The following is a 15407-nucleotide window of genomic DNA, read 5'->3' as shown; positions in this document are numbered from 1 at the left end:
AATGGAATGGACCGGACTTATGCCAATGCCCGATCGCGCCGGAAAGCGCGCCAGCCGGTGAGCGTTCGTCGCCCGGAGGACTGGACCGCGCATGGCGCCTTCGCGCGCGAGTTGCTGACGTCGCGTCGGCTGATAACACGCTATTTCGATCCCGATCTCTTTGCCGATCCGGCACTGGATATATTGCTCGATCTCTATGCGGCAGTAACGGAAGGCAAGAAGGTCGCTACGTCGAGCGCGTGCATCGCCGCCGCCGTACCCTCGACCACCGCATTGCGCTGGATCGCACGGTTGAAGGCGATGAAGCTGATCGAGGACCAGCCCGATCCCGCCGACGGGCGGCGCAAATGGCTGACCCTGACCGCCGCCGCGCACGCGCAGATGACGGCCTATCTGGAGCGGATCAACCCGCGGATCGCTCCGGCAAACGCGAACTGAGTTCGGTCAGAGCATCGCGCACATAGCTCAGGCCAAAGTCGATATGCGGCGCTGCAACAAGGCCGAGCTGGTGCTGATCGAGCAGCGCGAGGGCCTGGGCGAGATGCTGCTCGACCTCTCTCAGAACCGAGGCTGCGACCGGTGCATTCATCCGAAACGTCTCCAATCAGACTGCGCGCCCGGATCCGCGTCGATGCGACTTAGTTAGCGTACTCCCGCAGGAAGTAAACACCGCTGGCCGTCACACAATCTGGTGGCCTCGCCTCACGCGATCGGTCGTGCAGGATCTCCGGTCCAGGCGCTCCATGAGCCAGGATAGAGGCGCGCGCCGTTCAACCCCGCAATCTCCATCGCCAGCAGGTCGTGACAGGCCGTCACCCCCGATCCGCATTGCAGCGCAACATTGGCCGGAGAAACGCCGGCAAGCACCGCATCGAATTCGGCGCGCAATGCTTCGGCCGGCTTGAACCGACCATTCTGGATCAGGTTATCGCCCCAGAAGCGATTGCGCGCGCCCGGGATATGTCCCGCAGCGGTGTCGAGCGGGTGCGACTTGCCCGCAAATCGGGCTGGAGTGCGTGCATCGATCACGAGCAGGCGATCGCTGCCAAGCGCCGCGACGATATCGGCAGTGTCCACCGTGCCGACCAGCGCCGGCCCAACCATAATATCACCCTCCGGCCGGGGCATGCCGAGCCCGCTCTCCAGCGCCCGTCCGCTCGCCGCCCAGGCCGCAAGCCCGCCGTCGAGCAACGCCACCGCCTCATGCCCGATCCAGCGCAGCATCCACCATGCGCGCGCGGCAAGCGATCCACCGACATCGTCGTAGACGACCACCTGATCGCCCGACCGAACGCCGAATGTCCGCAGCCGGGCAGCAAAACCTTCACGATCGGGCAAGGGATGCCGCCCGCCCTCGACGCTCGCCGGTGCGGAGAGATCGTGCTCCAGATCGAGGTACTCGGCCTCGGGAATATGGCCGGCCTCGAACGCCGCGCGGCCGGCATCGGGATCGTTAAGGTGAAAGCGGCAGTCGAACAGCGCCACTCGGCCCTCGTCCACCATGACGGCCAGAGCATCCACATCAACCAAAGTTCGATACATGATCGCCTCCGACCTAATGCTTGAAGCAATTTTCGCGATGCCACCGCGTGAACGCTGGATTGGGTCTGGCCCCCGGAATAACCGGCAAGCGCGCTTTGCGCTCCGGATTCATCAGCGACCAGACGCTTTGCGAATCATTCACCTGACGTGAGACGAGAATATCCAGATCTTCCGAAAGGGAGATTAGACCGCGATCGAACATCCAGTGTACTGTGCCCGAAAGAGCGATGCCGTTGCTGAGGGTATCGGGACCGTTATGCTCGACGGGACGAATATGTGCGGCTTCAACCTCTGCCCTGCCGCCGCCGTTGATCAGCTTCAAGCCGGTCAGCGCACATCGGCAGTCATAGGCATCCAGAACCAGTTTGCGGAAAATCCGATCGCGCACTGGTCGCGACGTTAGATATATCACCCGATCCCTATCTACTTCGTAGGAGAAAGGCAGGCGCGCTTCATGGAAGGCAGATGCAGCGCTCGGGTCGTCGACGCGCGGGAGCAGGTCAGCTTCTTCGTCAAACGCCCGATCGACGATACGATTGAAATCAGAAGCAGAAATCGGACGAACCGCAGCCTGCGCTCGTCCCGATATTGCTCCGGTGTCGTTGAGAAGCCCGCGCTCGACCAAGCCTTCGGCATCGCTGAAGGGAACTACATTCTCGAACTGCAAATAGCTGCCCGGCTCAATCAAAGCGAGATACATGTCAGCCGCAATCGGATCGGGAACGATCTTACCCACCCTTGCGATAGCATAATAGCCGCGCCCGCCGCCTTTCCGCGGTTCGTAGTAGATAATCCAGTCCCCGACGAACTGTGACGCACGAGAGAGATATTGCTTCGGAAATTGATATTGTTCGGCAGGGCGGTCATCGTAGATGGAGTCAGCGCGGTGAAGGAATACACCCCGAGCCATCGCGTTCCTATTCCTCGCCCATCCGCAACGCCGCGATGAACGCCTCCTGCGGAATGCTCACCGAGCCATATTCGCGCATCCGCTTCTTGCCCTCTTTCTGCTTCTCCAGCAGCTTCTTCTTGCGCGAGATATCGCCGCCATAGCATTTGGCGGTGACGTCCTTGCGCATCGCCGCGATCGTCTCGCGCGCGATCACCTTGCCGCCGATCGCCGCCTGGATCGGGATCTTGAACAGGTGACGGGGGATCAGATCCTTGAGCCGTTCGCACATGCCGCGCCCGCGCGCCTCGGCGACGCCGCGATGGACGATCATGCTGAGCGCGTCGACCGGCTCGCCATTGACCATGATCTGCATCTTGACGAGATCGCCTTCGCGATAGCCGATCTGGTGATAATCGAAGCTGGCATAGCCGCGGCTGATCGATTTCAGCCGGTCGTAGAAATCGAACACGACCTCGTTGAGCGGCAGTTCGTAGGTGATTTGTGCCCGTCCGCCGACATAGGTCAGGTTCTTCTGGATGCCGCGCCGATCCTGGCACAGCTTCAGGATCGAACCGAGATATTCGTCGGGCACATAGATCGTTGCCTCGATCCACGGCTCGTCGATCACCTCGATCCGGTTGGGATCGGGCATGTCGGCCGGATTGTGCAACTCGATCGTCTTCGCATCCTCGGTCTTCGAGTGCGAGAGATGGATATGATAGACCACCGACGGCGCGGTCGTGATCAGATCGAGATCATATTCGCGCGTCAGCCGCTCCTGGATGATTTCCAGGTGGAGCAGGCCGAGAAAGCCGCAGCGGAAGCCGAAGCCGAGCGCCGCGGATGTCTCCATCTCGAAGCTGAACGAGGCGTCGTTGAGGCGCAGCTTGGAAATGCTGTCGCGCAATTTCTCGAAATCGTTCGCGTCGGTCGGGAAGAGGCCGCAGAAGACGACCGGCTGGACCTCCTTGAAGCCCGGCAAAGGCTCGGCGGCAGGACGGCGGGCATCGGTGATCGTGTCGCCGACGCGGGTCTCGGTGATCTCCTTGATCTGCGCGGTGATGAAGCCGATCTCGCCCGGGCCGAGATCGTTCAATTGCTCGATCTTGGGGCGGAAGCAGCCGACGCGATCGACCAGATGCTGGGTGCCGCCCGCCATGAAGGCGATCTGCTGGCCCTTTTTAAGCACGCCCGCGACCACGCGCACGAGGATGACGACGCCGAGATACGGATCGTACCAGCTATCGACGAGCATCGCCTTGAGCGGGGCGTCGATATCGCCCTTCGGCGCGGGGATCCGCTCGACGATCGCGTCGAGGATCTCGTCGATACCGATGCCCGACTTGGCAGAGGCGAGGATCGCGTTGGAGGCATCGATGCCGATGACGTCCTCGATCTCCTTGCGCACCTTTTCGGGCTCGGCCGCAGGCAGATCGATCTTGTTGATGACGGGCACGATCTCGTGATCATGCTCGATCGACTGATAGACGTTGGCGAGCGTCTGCGCCTCGACGCCCTGCGCCGCATCGACCACAAGCAATGCGCCCTCGCAGGCCGCGAGGCTGCGCGACACTTCGTAGGCGAAGTCGACGTGCCCGGGCGTGTCCATCAGGTTGAGGACATAGCCCTTCCAGTCGAGGCGCACGGTCTGCGCCTTGATGGTGATGCCGCGTTCCTTCTCGATGTCCATATTGTCGAGCACCTGGGCGGACATCTCGCGTTCGGAGAGGCCGCCGGTGCGCTGGATCAAACGATCGGCAAGCGTGGACTTGCCATGATCGATATGGGCGATGATCGAGAAGTTACGGATCTTGTCGAGAGGTGTCATGATCCCGGCCGCCTAGCAGGGCATTGCCGCGCCCGCAAAGGCCAGCCTTCGCCGATCAGATTCCGGCGCCCGGCGGGGGTGTTTCATCGTCCGGGGCGGCACCCTTGCTTTTGGCCTTGCCTTTGACAGCCGCAAGCTCGGCCTTGAGCGCCTCGACATCATCGCGCGCGGCCGCTGCCATTGCCTTCACCGCCTCGAATTCCTCGCGGCTGACGAAGTCCATGCCACCGACCCAGGCCTTCACCTTCTCCTTGAAGGCATTCTCGCCCTCGCGCGCAGCCCCCGCCATCGTGCCGGCGAAGCCGTTGGCCATCTTCACGAAATCCTCGAAGATCTTGTTGTCGGACTGCATCATCGGTCTCCGATACGGTGTGTTAGGGGAATAGATGGCCCGTGCGCCGGAATTTGCAACGGTCAGCCGTTGAGACGGAGGATCGACCAGTTGAGCGCGGTCGCGAGCACCAGCCAGCACGGATACGGTATAAGAAGTAAAGCGGCACAGGGGCGGACGCGCCGAAACGCGAGAATCGTGGCGATCACGACGATATCGATCGCGAATATGGTTGCCAGAGCGAGACCGACGCGATGCGCCCCGAAAAAGATCGACGACCAGGCGAGGTTGAGAAGCAACTGAAGCGCAAACAACCCCAAAGCCGTACGCCGCGCAGCGGAGGGCGGAGCGGCCAGCACGTCACCCAGCGCGAATCCCATCAGGGCGTAGAGCGTGGTCCATGCGATCGGAAAGACCCAGCCCGGCGGCATGAACCAGGGCTTCGCGATACCATCGAACCACGGATTGCCGTAGCCCGACCCCGACAGCAGCCCGGATGCGCTGCCGAGCGCGACAATGATCGGCGCGGCGATCAGGCCAAAAACAAGCGACCTCTTCACAAGCATGTGCCTCCTGCCCTCGTTTCTTCTTCATCCCAAAGTCTTGCGGCCAGCAGGAATTCGACATTGCCCTCGGGGCCGGTGATGGGGCTCTTCTCGATCCCCTCGACATGCCAGCCCTTCCCCTCCACCCACGTCTGCACCTCGGCACAGACACGGTCGTGAACGGCGGGATCGCGCACGACACCCCCTTTGCCGACTTCCTCGCGCCCGGCCTCGAACTGCGGCTTGATCAAGGCGACCAGACGGGCGCCAGCCTTTGCGAAAGTCATCGGGCGATCGAGCACCTTGGCGAGGCCGATGAAGCTGGCGTCGCATACGATCAGATCGACCGGCTCGGGTATTTCGGCCTCGGTGAGGCTCCGAGCATTGGTCTGTTCCAGCACCACCACGCGTTCGTCCTGACGAAGCTTCCAGGCAAGCTGGTTGGTGCCGCTGTCGACCGCATAGACCCGCGTGGCGCCGCGTGTCAGCAGGACGTCGGTAAAGCCGCCGGTCGAGGAACCGACATCGATCGCGATGGCGCCGGCGACGTCCCATCGGAAGTGGGTAAGCGCGTGATCGAGCTTGATGCCGCCACGCGAGACCCAGGGATGATCGCGGCCGCGCACGTCGAGCGCGGCATCGGGTTGGAGCTGTTCGCCCGCTTTCGCGAGCTTGCGGTCACCGGAGAAAACGAGCCCGGCGAGGATCAGGGCCTGCGCGCGGGTTCGGCTTTCGACAAGCCCGCGATCGACGAGCAACTGGTCGGCGCGGATTTTGGCCACGTCTAAATCCCCCCGGAACGGGAAGGGCGACCGCCGCGAAGCGGTGATGGAAGGGGCTCTCGGCGGGACGCAGCGCTCGTGGCGGGTCTCCTCCACCATGCTGCGCATGGTCCCCCTCCCCGTTCCCGGGAGGATTTTCGATCATCGCCCGCTGATAGCGGCTGATCCGATCAATCGCCATCCCGCGCTTTTCGCTTGCCAAATCCGCCGCCCCGCCGGACAAGAAACGAACCGCATCGGTTATAGGAGAGCGCCGATGAAGACCTGCATTCGCGAGGTGCGGCGCGCCAAAGGGATGACGCTGACCGATGTCGCGTCCGCCTGCGCGCCGCCGACCACCGCCCAGACGATCGGCCAACTCGAGACCGGAACCCGGACGGTGTCGGTTGGCTGGCTCAACCGCATCGCAGCAGCCTTGGGCGTCACGGCGGCCGATCTGGTGCAGACCCCCGATCGTGCCGAACTGCCGGTCGCGGCGTTGCTCAATCGCAACGGGGCCGATGCTCCGGCCAAGTCAATGCAAGCCACGCCGCCCCAGCCCGAACCGGGCACGATCGCGCTGGTCGTCGAGGAGGGTGTCGGCGATTATCGCGCGGGCGATGTGATCTGGTGCGAGAAACTGGCGTCCGACGCGTTCGGCCAGGCGCTCAACCGCGACATATTGGCGCCACGCCCCGGCGGTCGCTTCGCGTTCGGTCGGATGATCCAGCGCGAGGGCGATCGCATTCTGTTGCTCCCACTCGTCAGCGGCAGCCGGCAGACCGTGCTCACCGAACCAGCCTGGATCGCGGTTGCGCGGCGGCTCGTGCGCGAGCTTTAAGGAGCCAAATTCCGTCACCGCATGCTTTCCGCATGATGAGTTCAAAAACCCCGTCCGACCGCTTAAGATGACGGCGAACGGCAAGACGGGGAGCGAAGATGCAGGACACAAGAAGCCGCTACAGCATGATCGCGATCCTGCTCCATTGGGCGATCGCACTCGGCATCATCCTGATGATCCCGCTCGGTTGGTGGATGACCGACCATATCACCGATCCGAGCCAGACCGCGCGCGCTTTCAAGGCCTACCAGATCCACAAGTCGATCGGCCTGACGATCCTGGTGCTGAGCCTGCTCCGGCTGGTGTGGCGATTGACCCACCGTTTCCCCGAATTGCCGCCGCACATGCCGGGCTGGGAAAAAGCGGCGGCGCGGATCAGCCATGTCCTGCTCTATGTCATCATGATCGCGATGCCGCTGACCGGCTGGATCTATGTCTCGGCCGGCTGGAACGTGCAGATGCACGTGCCATTCCCGGTTCCCACCTTCTGGTTCGGGCTGTTCCAGTGGCCGCATATTCCGGGCATCGCCGAAGCGTCCGACGCGACGCGGGCGAGCACCGCGGCGACATCGATGGCGATCCATTCGAGCCTGGCTTGGGGGGCGGTCGCCCTGGTCGCGCTGCATGCAGCCGCGGCGCTGAAGCACCACGTCTTCGACCGCGACGACGTGTTGGCGCGGATGGTGCCGTTGCTACGCCCGCGCGGATAAGGCCGGGTTGGGGCGCCGAAAGACACGCTGCCTCGACAAGCCACGTTCATACGGCGATGACTAGAGCAACCATTCCGATGACTTTATCAACAAATTCCGGAGAGAGTGACCGATGCGCCTCATCTTGCCCGCCCTAGCGCTGATCGCCGCCGCACCCGCCATGGCGGCCCCCACTGCATGGACCGTTATGCCGGCGAGCAGCAGCATCACTTTCTCCGGCACGCAATCGGGCACTCCCTTCACCGGCAAGTTCGGCCAGTGGGTCGCCCAGATCGTGTTCGATCCTGCCGATCTGCCGCATTCGAGTGCGCGTGTCGTGATCGCGACCGCGACCGGAAAGACCGGCGACGGGATGAAGGATGCCTCGCTCGATCAGGAAGAATGGTTCGATACGGCGCATTTCCCGCGCGCCACCTTCGCCACCACGAAGATCAGCGCTGCCGGACCGGGCCGCTACGTTGCCGACGGCCTACTCACGATCAAGGGCAAGGCCGTGCCGGTGAAACTGCCTTTCACGCTGAAGATTGCGGGCAATGTGGCGACGATGAACGGCGCGGTCGCGGTCGACCGGCTCGCCTTCGGCATGGGTGCTAAATCCGACCCAAGCGGGCAGTGGGTGTCAAAGCAGATCGGGCTGACGATCGCAGTGACCGCAAGGAAGTAGGACGGCAAAACGCCCTCTCCCATTAGGGAGAGGGCCTGATCCCTACTCCGCCGCCGCTCTCATCAGCTCTTCCTCGGCGCTGATAAGCCGCTCGAGCACGCGCCGCGCGCGCACGCCGCCCGAATCGCCGGTCAGCACGATCGGCTTCAGCGACCAGAATTCCTGACCGCCCATCAGCCGGTGTGCGTCGCGGATCACCGGCATGTCCTCATGCTCGAACGCATGTTCGAGCGCGCCCTTCATCGCCGCGTTGAATTCCTGATTGCCGAGCGCGAAATCGCGCGCGACCGCCCAGATATAGTGGGTCGTATCCTTCGTTTCGGGCGTGAAGGCGTGGAGCGACGGCAGGATCGTCATATCCTCGCGCGGGGTGCCGGGATCGGCAGCGCGGTAATCGAGCAGCAGGACGGCCGGCGCATTCCAGCGGATGCCGCACCAGAAATCCTGCTTCTTGCCCGCCGTGCCGAGGATCGCGTTGATGCCGTCCGACAGATAATCGTCGAGATGATCATATTCGGTCCAGACCGTATCGCCATCGGTGCGGAAGCTGCGCTTACCGATGGTCCAGGCATCGGCCTTGAGCGCCGGGTGGACGAAGTTTGAGTGCGAGATATCGAGGATGTTGTCGCTGTAGAGTTCGTAATGCCCTTCGGCGATCGTGGCACCGCGCACCGGCTCCCACTTCGGATCGGCGAGCCAGCCGAAGTCGGGGATCAGCGCGGGATCGGCCGCCGATACTTCGCCCATCCAGATCCACAGCAGATTGTGGAGCTCGACTAAGGGGTAGGCAGGCACCCCGACGCGCGGGACGACGCCCTTTTCGTGCGGATTGAACACGCACTTGCCGACGCCGTCGAAGCGCAGGCCATGATAGGGGCATTCGAGCTGTCCATCGATCACTTTGCCGTGGCCGAGCGGGGCGAAGCGGTGCGGGCAACGCCCGCCGATCGCGTGCGCCACTCCCGCCTCGTCGCGGAACAGGGCGACCGGCTCCTCGAGGAAGATGCGTGCGACCGGCTCCTCGCCGAGATCGTCGGCCCAGCCTGCCACATACCAGGCGTTGCGCAGATAGCGGCCCGGCGCACCCGATCGATCCAGCCGGGGAATTGCCCCACGTTCGATGTTCATACCCACTCTCCCGTCACACGATCGAGCCGGGCCGCGATCAGCCCGCTCGTATTTGCGAGGGTGCGGTCTCCCGCAACCCCATGGCGATGAAACCCGAGACTGCGGCCAGGCCCACCATGATCCAGAGCGGCGCGATCAGCCCGAAACTGTCCGCCGCCATGCCCGCGATCGTCGGCCCGCCCGCCCCGCCCAATATCTCGCCGGCACCCATGCAAAGGCCGAGCACCGTCGCCGCGTGGCGCGCATCGACCGTCTCGGACGGCACGGTCGCCATGAACAGCGGGAAGATGCCGTTGACGCACCAGCCGATGAAGAAGATCGGGAAGAGCAGCCACACCGTGCCACCGAAATAGAGCGCACCCAGCGGCAGCAGGATGCTGATGAAGGGCGCTGCGATCATCACCGGCCGCCGCCCGATGCGATCGGACAGATCGGCGACGGCGAAGCTACCGATCGTCGCCGAGATGCCGAGAGTCCCCATCAGCCAGCCGTTCGTCTCCTTCGACACGTGCAGCACCTGATCGAGATACAGCGGCATGAACGCCCAGCAGGTGACCAGATAGCCGACCAGCAGGATCGCCAGCAGCACGCAGATGAGGATGTTCCGCTCCTTGAGCGCATCCCACATCGTGTAACGCGGGCCGACCACCTTCTCGCGCGCCTTCTTCGGCGCCATTGCCGGCTCCTTGATCAGCCAGATCAGCAGCAGGGCCGAGAAGATGCCGGGGAGGCCGGCAAGATAGAAAGCGTGGCGCCAGCCGAACGCCTTGGCGACCAGCACGAGCAGCACCGGCGCGACGAACGAGCCGAGCAGGTTCGATCCGAAATTCTGCGCGATTCCCTGCGCGAGCCCGCGTCGTTTGGGATCGACCTCCTCGGCGACGAGCGCGTGGCTGATCGGCATCACGCCGCCTTCCGCCACGCCCATCAGCAGCCGCGCCGCAAGCAGCATCCCGAAGGTGCCGGCGATACCGGTTATGAAGGAGCAGACCGAGAAAAGCAGGGTCGCGACCACCAGCGGCAGCTTGCGCTTGCCGAGCGCATCCGACAGCCCGCCCATCGCGAACGCGGCGATCGCCCAGGTGAAGGAGAGGGCGCTCGCGAGATTGCCGATCTGGGTGTTGGTGAGATGCAGTTCGGGCTGCACGAACGGCATCAGGAAATTCAGCGAATTGCGATCGAAGAAGACGATGCCGAAATTCAGGCTGAGCAGCGCCACCAGGACGATCTGGTATCGGGTGCTGTTTCGCGCCCCGCGGCCTGCAGCCGCACTTGTCATCAACATGAACCTCAATCCCCTCCACGCGATCCCGGCGCTGCGCTCTTTGCGGATCATCGACAGGTTATCAAAGCGCGTCGGCTGATCCAAGCAACCCTAAGCCCGGCAAATCCGTCTGGTGAAATCTTTTTTGGCAAGCGTCACACAGGACACAGCGGCCAGCGCTGCCCGCCTTCCCTTTCATCAAGTAAATCCATCATTTTGCGACTTATTTGAGCGGCCATAAAGGATGAGCGCGCGATGATCCCGCCACGCTGCATGAATATCCGCTATGCATCATAACAGCTGTTACATTTTAGCATGGAAATCGAAACGCCGACGTGCTTTGTTACGGGCAGCGATATTTGATCGTGTGGGCGATGCGCCGAAGAGCGCGGGCCCTGGGGAGGCGATATGGCGTTGGTGGAACGCTTTACGACGCACGATATCGAACCGGCCAGACGGCTGGCCTTTTGGAACGAGCTTGCCGAACGCACCTTCGGCAGCATGCGGGTGGATTCGCCCAATCCGGCTTTCCGGGGGGAGATGCTGCGCTGGCGGTTGGGCGAGCTTGTGCTGATCCAGCCACGATCGGAAGCCTCGACCGTCCATCGTGCGGGCGACCCTAACGCCGGCGATCGCGTTGTCCTGCACCTGCAGAGCCGCGGCATGTTCGAACAGGTCCACCGTGGCAAGACGGTGCTGATGCGGCCGGGCGACATGTCGGTCTGCGCATCGAACGAGCCTTACCGCCTGTCGCTCTCCAACGATCATGCTACTTTGGCGGTCGAGTTGCCGCGCGCGGCGCTGGATGCACGCATACCCCATCTGGACGACCGGATCGCACTCGCGATGCGCGGTACATCGCCCGCGGTGCGGCTGCTCCACGATTTCCTGCTCTCGCTCTGGCGCCAGGGCGACCAGAGCGATGCCGAACCGGCGTGGCAGGAGAGCGTATCGACGATCTTCCTCGATCTGCTGGCGCTGGCGCTGCGTGAGGATATGCCGATCGCGCGCGACGGTGGCCATGCGACCCGGCGGCTCAACGCGCTGATCGACGCCCGGCTGACAGATCCCGCCTTGTCCACCGCGATGCTGGCCGACGAGCTCGGCATATCGCCGCGATCGGTGCAGAACCTGTTCGCACAGCGCGCGACGACGCCATCGGCCTACATATTGCGGCGCCGGCTGGAACGCGCGGCCGAATTGCTCTCGGGCGATCCGGACTTGAGCATAACCGCCCTCGCCTTCGAACTGGGATTCAACGACAGCGCTTATTTCACGCGCTGTTTCCGCCAGCAGTTCGGCGCTCCACCGAGTGCCTGGCGCGCGCGGCATTGAAATAACCCGCCCCTGAGAAGAGAGGGCGCCGCTCGATCCGACCTGTTACCCGCAACACCCCTGTTGCGCCGGCGCCACTCTTTCGATCTTGCGTCTCCGTCCCGGCCTGTTTCGCCCTAGTGCAAGCCGCCGCGCGCATAGTCCCCGAAAAGGAATTCAAACCGGCTTGAACCGGAACAGAGAGAGGAATCGACAATGGGGGCGAATAGGGCACTCGTATCTTTGGGTTCGCTGGCGGCGGCGCTCGCCTTCGCCGCGCCTGTCCAGGCGCAGGATGCCGCGGCGCAAACTGGTGCAAAGCCGTCGGCGGCGACCGAACCAGCGAACAGCGTAGCCGACATCGTCGTCACCGCGCAGTTCCGCTCGACCAAGCTGCAAGACACACCGCTGGCGATCACGGCGGTCAACAACGCTTTGCTCGAAGCGCGTGGCCAGACCAGCATCGCGCAGGTCGCCGCGCAGGCACCGAACGTGACCTTGCGGCCGCAGCCGCAAAATGGCGGTGCCGGCCTGATCGCGTTCATCCGCGGCGTCGGGCAGACCGATTTCAACTTCGCGCTCGATCCCGGCGTCGGCGTCTATATCGACGATGTCTATATCCCGACGCTGTCGAGTTCGCTGCTCGACCTGATGGACCTTGACCGTATCGAGATCCTGCGCGGCCCGCAGGGCACGCTGGCGGGCAAGAACTCGATCGGTGGCGCAATCAAGCTGTTCAGCGCCAAGCCGGACGGATCGGGCAAGGGATCGCTGCAGGTCGGCTACGGCTCGTTCAACAAGGTCGAAGCGCGCGGCATGGCCGACTTCAAGGTCGCCGACAATTTCTTCGCGCGCATCTCGGCCGCCGCCAAGAGCAGCAAGGGTTATGTCGATGTGCTCGACTATGGCTATACGCACCCGTCGTCCAACGTCCTGCCGACCAACACCCGCGGCGCTGAAGGCAAGGTCGGCACGCAGGGTGGCCAGTCCTACGTGGCCGGCCGCATCGCCTTGCGCTGGATGCCGAGCGAACGGCTCGAGATCAACGTGACCGGCGACTACACGCGCGACCGCAGCGAGCCGAGCCCCGATGTGCTGATCGCCGCCGGCGCGGTTTCGGGGACACCGGCCGCCTTCAATCCGAAATCGGTCAACCCCGCCACCAACGCCAATGGCGGCGCTTGGCTGGTAGGCAAGAACGGTCAGCCGGTGCCGATCGATTGCCACTTTGTGCCTTCGGGGCCCTACAGCTGCGACTCCGGGCTCACCGGTGTGAAGGTCAATAGTGGCTATGTCAGCTATGCCAATTTCCTGGATGGCATGACGCCGACCAGCCAGGCACCCTACAAACCCTATGCTGCACTCCAGAACCAGGATTTCACCGGCTGGGGCCTGGCCAGCAACGTCACCTATCGCTTCGCGGACAATCTCAGCGCCGTCTGGATCGCCTCCTACCGCAAATATCAGTCGAACTGGGGACAGGACCAGGACATCACGCCGGTTCCATCATCGCAGCTCGACAACCAGCTGAACCACCGTGCCTGGAGCCAGGAACTGCGTCTCAATGGCTCGCTATTCGACAAGAAGCTGGAATATACCCTTGGCGGCTTCTACTTCGATCAGAATGGCCGCTACACGGCGCGCGTCGATCTGAATTATGCCGGCATCGACTTCCTGCACGGCCCGGATACGACGCCATCGACATCGAAGGCCGGGTTCGCCAACGGCGTTTACCACGTTACTTCGGCCTGGAGCTTCTCGGGCGGCGTCCGCTATACGAAGGACGAGAAGACCTACACTTACTATCGCCGCAATCCCGACGGCACGATCCCGTTCGTGACGGTACCGCCACCTGCGGGTGCTCCGCCGATTTGTCAGTCCTTCTATGGAGCAGGGCCAACGGCGCCCAATGGGGCGCCCTTGCCCACCGCAGTCGGCAACAGCCCGAACTGCCTGCTGGCCGGCCTCTTCGGCATTTCGGATACGTTCAAGGGCAGCCGCTGGGATTGGCGCATCTCGACCGATTATCGCTTCTCGGACGAACTGATGGCCTATGGATCGATCTCGACCGGCTATAAGGGCGGCGGCGTCAATCCGCGTCCGTTCTTCGGGCCATCCGCCGGGTCATGCACCGCGCCGGGCTATGTCAACGGCGCGCCCTGCAACGAGCTTGGCAGCTTCCAGCCTGAAACGATCACCACCTACGAACTCGGCTTCAAGTCCGATCTCTTCGATCGCATGGTGCGGCTCAACGGTGCCGTCTTCTACAACAAATATAACGACATCATCCTGACTCTCTCGGCCTGCCCCGCGACGCCCTGCCTCAAGCCATCCAATGTCGGCCGGGCCAACGTGAAGGGTTTCGAGCTCGAAACGACGATCCGTCCTGCGGAAGGTCTAAGCTTCGATGGCTCGCTGAGCTACATCGATTTCAAGTACAAGACCACGGGCTCGTCGGGCATACCGCTCAGCAACACGACGCCCTATACGCCAAAATGGACGGGCAGCATCGGCGCGCAATATGATTATGCCATCAAGCCTGGTATTGTCAGCCTCCGCTTCGACGGCAGCTATCAGTCGAAAATCTACACTGATCCGTCCAACTCTGTCTGGAGCAAGATCGACGGAAACTTCCTCGGCAATGCGCGCCTGAGCTTCACCTCCGACAACAAAGACTGGCGCATTTCGCTGGAAGTTCAGAACCTGTTCGACAAATATTACTTCATGACCAAGAGCGACATCACCACCTCGCTCGGCGAAGTTACCGGCACCCCGGGCCTGCCACGGACCTGGATGGTGACGGTGAAGCGGAACTTCTAAAAGTCCGCATTCGCCCAATCGGCCCGCGGCTTTTACCAAGCCGCGGGCCTTTTTTTGCGTGCCAGAGCCGCCAGCAAAGCCTAGCATTCTACACAAAACGTCCATCCGGAGAGCCCGATGCCCGAAGCCGCCACCACCGAATTCTGGCGCGACCTGAAGCCGATCGCGAACAGCTTCAAACCGCACGCGTTGCCCGAACATTATGTGAAGGATCCGGCGAACAGCGACGAACGCTACTTCGTGCCGATCAGCGAGACAGTGTCGTCGCGCCCGATCTGGATCTCGCCCCAGCGCAACATGTGGGCGGATATCCTGCGTGCGAGTTCGGCCGGGCTGGTCAACCGCCACTACCATCCGCACCAGGTGTTCGCCTACACGATCTCGGGCAAATGGGGCTATCTGGAGCATGATTGGACCGCGACCGCGGGCGACTTCGTCTACGAATCGCCGGGGGAGGGGCATACGCTGGTCGCCTATGAGAGCGACGAGCCGATGAAGGTCTTCTTCGTCGTCTCGGGTCCGCTGATCTGGCTGGACGAAGCGGGCAACGGCGTCGCCCATTACGACGTCTACGATTATATCGCCGCCGCCCGGACGCATTACGCCGCCAACGGCATCGGCGCGGACTATGTGGATACTTTGTTTCGGTAAACCATAAATTCCTCCCCGGCATTTGCCGGGAGGGGGGCCATCCGAAGGATGGTGGAGGGGCGGCGGTGCAAACCGCCGTCTGCGACGGCGGCCCCTCCACCACCAGCCTGCGGCTG

Annotated in this window: 16 protein-coding genes; 7 read left to right on the top strand and 9 right to left on the bottom strand. The window is 63.1% G+C overall.

Going from position 1 to position 15407, the window contains the following annotated elements; genetic code table 11:
- Positions 1–6 precede the first annotated feature (6 nt).
- Complete coding sequence (locus AB4Z44_RS19835; RefSeq protein ID WP_404711374.1) at positions 7–438, top strand: hypothetical protein; 432 nt, start codon at positions 7–9, stop codon at positions 436–438.
- Here the strand turns inward: AB4Z44_RS19835 and AB4Z44_RS19830 are convergent.
- The 7 genes from AB4Z44_RS19830 to AB4Z44_RS19800 all read right to left on the bottom strand — a co-directional run bounded on the left by AB4Z44_RS19830 (position 404) and on the right by AB4Z44_RS19800 (position 5920).
- The gene (locus tag AB4Z44_RS19830; RefSeq protein ID WP_404711373.1) at positions 404–589 is read right to left on the bottom strand and encodes a hypothetical protein; all 186 of its coding nucleotides are present in this window, start codon (positions 587–589) and stop codon (positions 404–406) included. The two genes, AB4Z44_RS19835 and AB4Z44_RS19830, sit on opposite strands and share 35 nt — an antisense overlap.
- Before the next feature lie 113 nt (positions 590–702).
- Positions 703–1542, bottom strand: a complete 840-nt coding sequence (locus tag AB4Z44_RS19825) for a sulfurtransferase (protein ID WP_404711372.1) — start codon at positions 1540–1542, stop codon at positions 703–705.
- Between the two features lie 13 nt (positions 1543–1555).
- Positions 1556–2452: an HNH endonuclease gene (locus tag AB4Z44_RS19820; protein ID WP_404711371.1), complete on the bottom strand. Its 897-nt coding sequence runs from the start codon at positions 2450–2452 to the stop codon at positions 1556–1558.
- Positions 2453–2459: 7 nt separating this feature from the next.
- Positions 2460–4265: a translation elongation factor 4 gene (lepA, locus tag AB4Z44_RS19815; RefSeq protein WP_404714296.1), complete on the bottom strand. Its 1806-nt coding sequence runs from the start codon at positions 4263–4265 to the stop codon at positions 2460–2462.
- Positions 4266–4317: 52 nt separating this feature from the next.
- Entirely contained in the window at positions 4318–4614 is a 297-nt protein-coding gene (locus AB4Z44_RS19810; protein WP_404714295.1) for an accessory factor UbiK family protein, read from the bottom strand.
- Between the two features lie 62 nt (positions 4615–4676).
- On the bottom strand, positions 4677–5153 hold the full coding sequence (locus AB4Z44_RS19805) for a TspO/MBR family protein (RefSeq protein WP_404711370.1): 477 nt from the start codon (positions 5151–5153) through the stop codon (positions 4677–4679).
- Positions 5150–5920, bottom strand: a complete 771-nt coding sequence (locus tag AB4Z44_RS19800) for a TlyA family RNA methyltransferase (RefSeq protein WP_404711369.1) — start codon at positions 5918–5920, stop codon at positions 5150–5152. Before AB4Z44_RS19800 ends, AB4Z44_RS19805 begins: the two co-directional genes overlap by 4 nt.
- Before the next feature lie 256 nt (positions 5921–6176).
- Here AB4Z44_RS19800 and AB4Z44_RS19795 point away from each other — a divergent pair, with 256 nt between their 5' ends.
- The 3 genes from AB4Z44_RS19795 to AB4Z44_RS19785 all read left to right on the top strand — a co-directional run bounded on the left by AB4Z44_RS19795 (position 6177) and on the right by AB4Z44_RS19785 (position 8114).
- Entirely contained in the window at positions 6177–6740 is a 564-nt protein-coding gene (locus AB4Z44_RS19795; RefSeq protein WP_404711368.1) for a helix-turn-helix domain-containing protein, read from the top strand.
- A 98-nt stretch (positions 6741–6838) separates the two neighbouring features.
- Positions 6839–7450 (top strand): cytochrome b, encoded by a 612-nt coding sequence (locus AB4Z44_RS19790; protein ID WP_404711367.1) that lies wholly within the window; start codon positions 6839–6841, stop codon positions 7448–7450.
- Positions 7451–7562: 112 nt separating this feature from the next.
- Entirely contained in the window at positions 7563–8114 is a 552-nt protein-coding gene (locus AB4Z44_RS19785) for a YceI family protein (RefSeq protein WP_404711366.1), read from the top strand.
- 42 nt (positions 8115–8156) lie between these two features.
- Here the strand turns inward: AB4Z44_RS19785 and AB4Z44_RS19780 are convergent, their stop codons facing one another.
- Together AB4Z44_RS19780 and AB4Z44_RS19775 are read right to left on the bottom strand one after the other, a co-directional pair.
- A complete protein-coding gene (locus AB4Z44_RS19780; protein WP_404711365.1) occupies positions 8157–9242 on the bottom strand; it encodes a Rieske 2Fe-2S domain-containing protein in 1086 nt (361 codons plus the stop codon).
- 37 nt (positions 9243–9279) lie between these two features.
- Positions 9280–10527, bottom strand: coding sequence for an MFS transporter (locus tag AB4Z44_RS19775; RefSeq protein WP_404711364.1), 1248 nt, complete (start codon positions 10525–10527; stop codon positions 9280–9282).
- A 387-nt stretch (positions 10528–10914) separates the two neighbouring features.
- Between AB4Z44_RS19775 and AB4Z44_RS19770 the strand changes: the two genes are divergently transcribed.
- From AB4Z44_RS19770 to AB4Z44_RS19760, 3 genes are all read left to right on the top strand, one after another.
- Entirely contained in the window at positions 10915–11841 is a 927-nt protein-coding gene (locus tag AB4Z44_RS19770) for a helix-turn-helix domain-containing protein (protein WP_404711363.1), read from the top strand.
- 195 nt (positions 11842–12036) lie between these two features.
- A complete protein-coding gene (locus AB4Z44_RS19765; RefSeq protein ID WP_404711362.1) occupies positions 12037–14640 on the top strand; it encodes a TonB-dependent receptor in 2604 nt (867 codons plus the stop codon).
- A gap of 117 nt (positions 14641–14757) precedes the next feature.
- Positions 14758–15291: a 2,4'-dihydroxyacetophenone dioxygenase family protein gene (locus AB4Z44_RS19760; RefSeq protein ID WP_404711361.1), complete on the top strand. Its 534-nt coding sequence runs from the start codon at positions 14758–14760 to the stop codon at positions 15289–15291.
- The last annotated feature ends 116 nt before the right edge of the window (positions 15292–15407 follow it).

Source organism: Sphingomonas sp. MMS24-J13 (genome assembly GCF_044905095.1).
In the GTDB taxonomy this organism is placed as follows: Bacteria; Pseudomonadota; Alphaproteobacteria; order Sphingomonadales; family Sphingomonadaceae; genus Sphingomonas_I.
Note: the sequence above shows the minus strand (reverse complement) of the source record. Positions and strands in the feature narration are given on the sequence as shown.

Coding starts and splice junctions, on each gene's coding strand:
- AB4Z44_RS19835 (WP_404711374.1), top strand. CDS start 7: ATGGACCGGACTTATGCCAATGCCCGATCGCGCCGGAAAGCGCGCCAG.
- AB4Z44_RS19830 (WP_404711373.1), bottom strand. CDS start 589: ATGAATGCACCGGTCGCAGCCTCGGTTCTGAGAGAGGTCGAGCAGCAT.
- AB4Z44_RS19825 (WP_404711372.1), bottom strand. CDS start 1,542: ATGTATCGAACTTTGGTTGATGTGGATGCTCTGGCCGTCATGGTGGAC.
- AB4Z44_RS19820 (WP_404711371.1), bottom strand. CDS start 2,452: ATGGCTCGGGGTGTATTCCTTCACCGCGCTGACTCCATCTACGATGAC.
- AB4Z44_RS19810 (WP_404714295.1), bottom strand. CDS start 4,614: ATGCAGTCCGACAACAAGATCTTCGAGGATTTCGTGAAGATGGCCAAC.
- AB4Z44_RS19795 (WP_404711368.1), top strand. CDS start 6,177: ATGAAGACCTGCATTCGCGAGGTGCGGCGCGCCAAAGGGATGACGCTG.
- AB4Z44_RS19790 (WP_404711367.1), top strand. CDS start 6,839: ATGCAGGACACAAGAAGCCGCTACAGCATGATCGCGATCCTGCTCCAT.
- AB4Z44_RS19785 (WP_404711366.1), top strand. CDS start 7,563: ATGCGCCTCATCTTGCCCGCCCTAGCGCTGATCGCCGCCGCACCCGCC.
- AB4Z44_RS19780 (WP_404711365.1), bottom strand. CDS start 9,242: ATGAACATCGAACGTGGGGCAATTCCCCGGCTGGATCGATCGGGTGCG.
- AB4Z44_RS19775 (WP_404711364.1), bottom strand. CDS start 10,527: ATGTTGATGACAAGTGCGGCTGCAGGCCGCGGGGCGCGAAACAGCACC.
- AB4Z44_RS19770 (WP_404711363.1), top strand. CDS start 10,915: ATGGCGTTGGTGGAACGCTTTACGACGCACGATATCGAACCGGCCAGA.
- AB4Z44_RS19765 (WP_404711362.1), top strand. CDS start 12,037: ATGGGGGCGAATAGGGCACTCGTATCTTTGGGTTCGCTGGCGGCGGCG.
- AB4Z44_RS19760 (WP_404711361.1), top strand. CDS start 14,758: ATGCCCGAAGCCGCCACCACCGAATTCTGGCGCGACCTGAAGCCGATC.